Annotated in this window: 6 protein-coding genes; 4 read left to right on the top strand and 2 right to left on the bottom strand. The window is 63.5% G+C overall.

Annotated elements, in window-relative coordinates; translation table 11 throughout:
* Nucleotides 1–166 precede the first annotated feature (166 nt).
* Complete coding sequence (locus P8Y64_07665) at nt 167–2998, top strand: valine--tRNA ligase (protein ID MEJ2060349.1); 2832 nt, start codon at nt 167–169, stop codon at nt 2996–2998.
* Nucleotides 2999–3047: 49 nt separating this feature from the next.
* Entirely contained in the window at nt 3048–3602 is a 555-nt protein-coding gene (locus tag P8Y64_07660) for a hypothetical protein (GenBank protein ID MEJ2060348.1), read from the top strand.
* Nucleotides 3603–3650: 48 nt separating this feature from the next.
* Here the strand turns inward: P8Y64_07660 and P8Y64_07655 are convergent, their stop codons facing one another.
* The gene (locus tag P8Y64_07655) at nt 3651–3860 is read right to left on the bottom strand and encodes a DUF2970 domain-containing protein (protein ID MEJ2060347.1); all 210 of its coding nucleotides are present in this window, start codon (nt 3858–3860) and stop codon (nt 3651–3653) included.
* A 30-nt stretch (nt 3861–3890) separates the two neighbouring features.
* The gene (locus tag P8Y64_07650) at nt 3891–5162 is read right to left on the bottom strand and encodes an MFS transporter (protein MEJ2060346.1); all 1272 of its coding nucleotides are present in this window, start codon (nt 5160–5162) and stop codon (nt 3891–3893) included.
* A 164-nt stretch (nt 5163–5326) separates the two neighbouring features.
* Here P8Y64_07650 and P8Y64_07645 point away from each other — a divergent pair, with 164 nt between their 5' ends.
* Together P8Y64_07645 and P8Y64_07640 are read left to right on the top strand one after the other, a co-directional pair.
* Nucleotides 5327–6013 carry an MBL fold metallo-hydrolase gene (locus P8Y64_07645; GenBank protein MEJ2060345.1) on the top strand — a complete coding sequence of 229 codons (687 nt, stop codon included), beginning with the start codon at nt 5327–5329 and terminating at the stop codon, nt 6011–6013.
* Nucleotides 6010–6492 carry a hypothetical protein gene (locus P8Y64_07640; protein MEJ2060344.1) on the top strand — a complete coding sequence of 161 codons (483 nt, stop codon included), beginning with the start codon at nt 6010–6012 and terminating at the stop codon, nt 6490–6492. Before P8Y64_07645 ends, P8Y64_07640 begins: the two co-directional genes overlap by 4 nt.
* Nucleotides 6493–6499 lie beyond the last annotated feature (7 nt).

Raw genomic sequence — 6499 nt, 5'->3', positions numbered from 1 at the left:
GCTCGAACAGCGTGCGGCGGAAATACTGGAACGTCATCTCGACGCCGCCCGCGCCGAGCTGCAGCGCGAAATCCGCCGCCTGCTTCGAAATACCCCATCCGATTCTGAATGACCCCGGCCGCTCCGCTATAATGCGCGGTTTTGGCTACCGGCCTCGCCTGCATCCATGGAAAAGACCTACAACCCCCACGCCATAGAAAAACGCTGGTACCAAACCTGGGAATCCCGCGGCCATTTCGCGCCCAAGGGCGAAGGCACCCCCTACTGCATCATGATCCCGCCGCCCAACGTGACGGGCACGCTGCACATGGGACACGCCTTCCAGGACACCCTGATGGACGCCCTGATCCGCTACCACCGTATGCAGGGCTGCAACACCCTGTGGCAGGCAGGGACCGACCATGCCGGCATCGCCACCCAGATGGTGGTGGAGCGCCAGCTCGAGGCCCAGGGCCTGAGCCGGCACGACCTGGGCCGAGAAGAGTTTCTGAAACGGGTCTGGGCCTGGAAGGAGGAATCCGGCGGCAACATCACCCAGCAGCTGCGCCGCATGGGTGCCTCGCTGGACTGGAGCCGCGAACGGTTCACCATGGATGCCGGCCTGTCGCGCGCCGTCACCGAGGTCTTCGTACGGCTGTTCGACGAAGGCCTGATCTACCGTGGCAAGCGCCTGGTCAACTGGGACCCGGTCCTGCACACCGCCATTTCCGACCTCGAGGTCGTCTCCGAAGAGGAGAACGGCCATCTCTGGCATATGCGTTATCCCTTGGCCGACGGCAGCGGGCACCTGGTGGTGGCCACCACCCGCCCCGAAACCATGCTGGGCGACACCGCCGTGGCGGTGCATCCGGAGGACGAGCGTTACAGGCATCTGATCGGCAAGACCGTGCGCCTGCCGCTGGCCGAGCGCGAGATCCCCATCGTCGCCGACGACTACGTGGACCCGGAATTCGGCACCGGCTGCGTCAAGATCACCCCGGCGCATGACTTCAACGACTATGCGGTGGGACAGCGCCACGATCTGCCGATGATCAACATCTTTACCCCCAGCGCGGCCCTGAACGAAAACGCCCCCGAGGCCTACCGCGGCCTGGATCGCTTCGAGGCGCGCAAGCGCGTGGTGGCGGACCTGGAAGCCCGGGGCCTGCTGGAAAAGATCGACGACCACAAGCTGATGGTGCCGCGCGGCGACCGCAGCGGCGCCGTGGTCGAGCCCTACCTTACCGACCAGTGGTACGTGGACCTGACCCGCGACGTCCAGCCCGACGGCCGTCCCGGCGGCAAGCGCGAGATCACCGACCCGGCCATCGAGGTGGTGCGCAACGGGCGCATCAAGTTCGTACCCGAGAACTGGGACAAGACCTACTTCAACTGGCTGGAGAACATCGAGGACTGGTGCATCAGCCGCCAGCTCTGGTGGGGGCACCAGATCCCCGCCTGGTACGATATCGAAGGCAACGTCTACGTCGCCCACAGCGAGGCGGGCGCGCGCGAAAAATACGGCCTGGGCGCGGACGTCGAACTCACCCAGGACGAGGACGTGCTCGACACCTGGTTCTCCTCCGCCCTGTGGCCCTTCTCCACGCTCGGCTGGCCGGACAACACCGAAGAGCTCAGGCAGTTCTACCCGACTTCCGTGCTGGTCACCGGCTTCGACATCATCTTCTTCTGGATCGCCCGCATGATCATGATGGGCCTCAAGTTCATGGACGACGTGCCCTTCCGGGAGGTCTACGTGCACGGCCTGATTCGCGATTCGGAAGGGCAGAAGATGTCCAAGTCCAAGGGCAACGTGCTCGATCCGATCGACCTGATCGACGGCATCGAACTCGAAACCCTGGTCACCAAACGCACCAGCAACATGATGCAGCCGCAGCTCGCGGCCAAGATCGAAAAGGCCACGCGCAAGCAGTTCGCGGACGGCATCCCCGCCTTCGGCACCGACGCCCTGCGCTTCACCTTCGGCGCACTGGCCTCGACCGGACGCGACATCCGTTTCGACCTGGGACGTATCGAGGGTTACCGCAACTTCTGCAACAAACTGTGGAACGCGGCGCGCTACGTCCTGATGCAGTGCGGCGTAGAGGACGATGCGCCTGCCGGGACGGTGGCCGATACCGGCCTGGGCGGCGAACCGGTCGAACTGTCCCTGGCCGACCGCTGGATCGTCACCCTGCTGCAGCGTCTGGAGGCCGAGGTCAAGACACAGCTGGACGACTATCGTTTCGACCTCGCCGCCAAGGCACTATACGAATTCACCTGGCATGAGTACTGCGACTGGTACCTGGAGCTGTCCAAGACCGTGCTGTACGACGACGGCATGTCCCTGGATGCCAAGCGCGGCACCCGCCGCACCCTGGTGCGCGCACTCGAAGCCCTGCTGCGCCTGCTGCATCCCTACATGCCCTACATCACCGAGGAAATCTGGCAGCAGGTCGCCCCGCTGGCCGGCAAATCGGGCGAGACCATTCAGCTGCAGCCCTGGCCGACGCCCGATGCGGGCAAGATCGATGAACTTGCCGAGCAGGAAATCGAATGGGTGAAGACCTTCATCCTCGGCGTACGCCGCATCCGCGCCGAGATGGATATCCCGCCCGGCAAGCCCCTGCCCGTGTTGCTGCAGAACTGGAACCCCGAGGACCGCGGCCGCTTCGAGGCCAACGGGCACTTCGTCACCCAGGTCGCCCGGCTGGCGTCCGTCGACTGGCTGGGCGCCGACGAGAAGGCACCGGAATCGGCCATCGCCCTGGTGGGCGAGATGCGCGTGTTGATCCCGCTCGCGGGCCTGATCGACAAGGAGGCCGAGCTGACCCGGCTGGAAAAGGAGATCGGCAAGCTCAGCGGCAACCTGGAAAAATGCCAGGCCAAGCTGACCAATCCGAACTTCGTGGAACGTGCGCCCGAAGCCGTCGTCGCCCAGGAGCGCGCCCGCGTCGCCGAAATGCAGGGCGCGCTGGGCCAGCTCCAGGCCCAGGCGGAACGCATTCGCGCCCTTTGACCCCGCGCCCCTGTGGCCTATTCTTTAAAGAATTACAAAGGTACACCCCATGCCTGAAGTACCGAGTTATCAGGAACAAATCGTCATCGCCCACGCCGACCTCATCGTCGGCGTGGTAAAGGCCGTGCAGAATCCGGACGCACGCCCGGAACTCGAGAATGCCCTCAAGGTATCCGAGGAGAACGGCTGGACCGATCTCGTCGCGGCCATCCGGCGCATTCTCAATGGCGACCGCAACGAACAGATACTGGTCGGCCTGGACGAGGAAGACAGCACGATTGTCCAAGCCATCCTGCGCGGCATTCAGGATCCGTCCACCCTGCCCGACCCCAACATGCGCCCCGATCCCAGCATGGCCGCCCCGGGACTTGCGCATATGATTCACGACGCCACCCGCGGCCAGGTTCAGGCGCTGGAATTGCTGGCCAACATGGCCGAGCAGATGACTCAGGCCGGCGGCGACATGGCCCGTGTGGGCGGCATCATGAAGCGTCTGGTCGACGGCGAGCGCGACCCCGACAAGCTGATCAAGAACATGAATGCGCAGACCCAGTCGCTGGTGCTCTCCATCCTCGAAGAGCTCGGCAAACTGGAAGCGCATTGAAGAGAAGAAATTCCAGAGACGGTACGTCGTTGCTGAGGCGGCGTCGATTCAACTGACGCCCGCCAGGTACAGCACCAGCTTCACCGCCCCCCACACCAGCAGGATAAACACCAGCACGGCGACGAATCCCAGCACGATAAAGTGCATGGGATTGCCCTGGGTGAAATCCCGCTCGCGGTTCCTGTTGCTCTGCACGCCAAAAAATGCGGACAGCACGCTTTTGGCGCTATCCATGAGACTCGGTTTGGTCTCGCTCATCCCCTCTCCTCCTGATGCATTATTCCCGGCTCACAGCTCTTTGGCGGCTGCGATACCGGCCTGTTCATCCACAAAGTACAACAATACGCCGCCGGCGACGAACAGGATCAGCAGAGACAGGATCGCCAGGCGCTGATCGCCGGTGAGCACGGCCGCGCCGCCCATCAAGGCCGGCCCGATGACGGCGGCGAACTTACCGAGCATGTTGTAGAACCCGAAAAACTCGGCCGACTTGCCGGCGGGGATCATGCGCGCGTAGAACGAGCGGCTCAGCGACTGCACGCCGCCCAGCACCAGACCGATGATCACCGCGATGGCGTAAAAGTGCCAGGTCTTTTGCATCATCGATCCCAGTATGGTGACGACGATAAACACCGCAATACCGAATTCGATACTGCGCTTGGTGCCGTAACGCTCGCCGAGCCGGCCGAACACGACCGCAGCGGGAAACCCGACGAACTGTGTGATCAGCAGGGCCGTAATCAACTGGTTGGTTCCGAAGCCCAGCGACAGGCCGTAGTCCACCGCCATACGGATCACCGTATCCACGCCGTCGATGTACAGCCAGTAGGCCAGCAGGAACAGCGACAGTACACGCAGGCGACGGATCTCGTGAAAGGTGCGATACAGCTGGGCGAAACCGCCGGCGATCTCGCGCACCAGGCCGCCGCGCGTCAGGGGCTTCGGCTCCTGCACCCACAGCAGAACGGGCAGCGAGAACAGGGCCCACCACACGGCGGTGAGCAGAAAGGACAAACGCACGGCCTCCGCTGCCCCGCTCAATCCGAACCAGGCCGGTTTGATGGTCATGGCCACGCAGAAGGCGAACAGCAAGCCGCCTCCCAGATAGCCCAGCGCGTAACCGAAGGCCGACACGAAATCGTAGTGGCGCTGCTCGGCCACGTTCACCAGCAGCGAGTCGTAAAAGACGTTGCCGCCCATGAACCCGATGGAGGCGAACACGTACAACAGCGCCGCCATCTGCCACTCACCCGCGGCGAGCCAGAAAAACGCGCCGGTCATGGCGATGCCCAGGGTGGCGAACAGCAGCAGCAGGCGTTTCTTGATACCCGCGCTGTCCGCGATGGCGCCGAGCACCGGCGCCAGCACCACGATGGCCACGCTGGCCGCCGAGTTGGCCAGCCCGAGGTGGAAGGTGATTTCCGAAGAGGCCACGTCCCGGCTCCAGTATTCCCGGAAAAACACCGGGAAAAAGCCGGCGATCACTACGGTGGCGAAGGCGGAGTTGGCCCAGTCGTAAAACGCCCAGGCCCAAGTCTGGCGTGGCAGTGTCGGCAGCATGCGGGCGACTATCGCACAGCCCCGCCGACCGGCCAAGGCCGCCGCTTTCACAAGGGTAAATACTTATTTCTGACCAATTTACTCAGTTATGACTTTAATCAATGCGTACGGGCACCCATATCAGTATTTTAGGAAATACTTGAATACGCCTAGGAGGTTTTCATATGGCGATTTTCAGACAGTTGTTCGATCCCGAAAGCTCGACCTATACCTATATCATCGCGGACGCCGACACCCGGGATGCGGTCATCATCGACCCGGTACGGGAACGCCACGAACGCGACATGTCCGTGTTGCGCGAGCTGGGCGTCACCCTGCGTTACAGCCTGGAGACCCACGTCCATGCGGACCACGTCACCGGTTCCGGTCTGATGCGCGAGGCCACCGGCTGCGAGACGGTGGTCGGCGACGCCGCGGGTGTGGATTGCGCCGACATCGGCATCCGTCAGGGCGACGCCCTAAGCTTCGGTAACGAAGTCATCACGGCCATCGCCACGCCCGGTCATACCGACGGCTGCACCAGCTATCACTGGCGCGACCGCCTATTCACCGGCGACACCCTGCTGATCAACGCCTGCGGGCGCACGGACTTCCAGCAGGGTAATGCGGAAACCCTGTACGACAGCATCCAGAAACTGTTCGCCTTCCCGGACGAGACGCTGGTTTATCCGGGGCATGACTACGAAGGCCGCCGCGTTTCCAGCATCGTCCAGGAAAAGGCGATCAACCCGCGTCTGGCCGGCAAAGCCAAGGACGAGTTCGTCGCCATCATGAACGGCCTGGATCTGCCCTACCCGCGCAGGATCGACGAGGCCCTGCCGGCGAACGTGCATTGCGGACTGGCCGCATGAGTACGATACACGCCCCGCTGCAGCACAGGAGGCGTGGCGGTTGCGGTGGCCCGGACCCCGCACGCCGCGAGCGGCACCAACATGACAGGGACGTCTTTCACCAATTGCTCGACAGCCACGAAGCCTTAAGGCGCCGGGTGGTGAAACTGGACAACGGCATCCGCGCCACCACCACGTCGCCGGACCCGCAGGTCGTCGCGCTGCTGCATGACCACGTGCCGGCAATGCATGCGCGGCTGGAGGAAAACTTTCCCCTGCGGCGCTGGGACCGGCTCTACGCCGAGCTGTTTCGTCACCGGGACAAAATCGACATGCAGGTCACCCTGCTGCCGAACGGTGTGGAGGTCACGGAAACCAGCAGAGACCCGGAGGTGGTCAAGTTGATTCATGCCCATGGCGATACCGTGGATGCCTTCGTGCGCGGCGGCTACGCGGCCGCCGCGAATCCCAGCCCCGTTCCCCGAGACTACAGAGGCTGATGTCATC

The sequence above is a fragment of the Gammaproteobacteria bacterium genome (assembly GCA_037388465.1).
In the GTDB taxonomy this organism is placed as follows: domain Bacteria; phylum Pseudomonadota; class Gammaproteobacteria; order SpSt-1174; family SpSt-1174; genus JARRKE01.
This window is presented reverse-complemented; position numbering and strand designations above follow the sequence as displayed.

Bases quoted from the DNA above. Each gene is read 5' to 3' on its own strand.
- P8Y64_07665 (MEJ2060349.1), top strand. From the start codon at position 167: ATGGAAAAGACCTACAACCCCCACGCCATAGAAAAACGCTGGTACCAA.
- P8Y64_07660 (MEJ2060348.1), top strand. From the start codon at position 3,048: ATGCCTGAAGTACCGAGTTATCAGGAACAAATCGTCATCGCCCACGCC.
- P8Y64_07655 (MEJ2060347.1), bottom strand. From the start codon at position 3,860: ATGAGCGAGACCAAACCGAGTCTCATGGATAGCGCCAAAAGCGTGCTG.
- P8Y64_07650 (MEJ2060346.1), bottom strand. From the start codon at position 5,162: ATGCTGCCGACACTGCCACGCCAGACTTGGGCCTGGGCGTTTTACGAC.
- P8Y64_07645 (MEJ2060345.1), top strand. From the start codon at position 5,327: ATGGCGATTTTCAGACAGTTGTTCGATCCCGAAAGCTCGACCTATACC.
- P8Y64_07640 (MEJ2060344.1), top strand. From the start codon at position 6,010: ATGAGTACGATACACGCCCCGCTGCAGCACAGGAGGCGTGGCGGTTGC.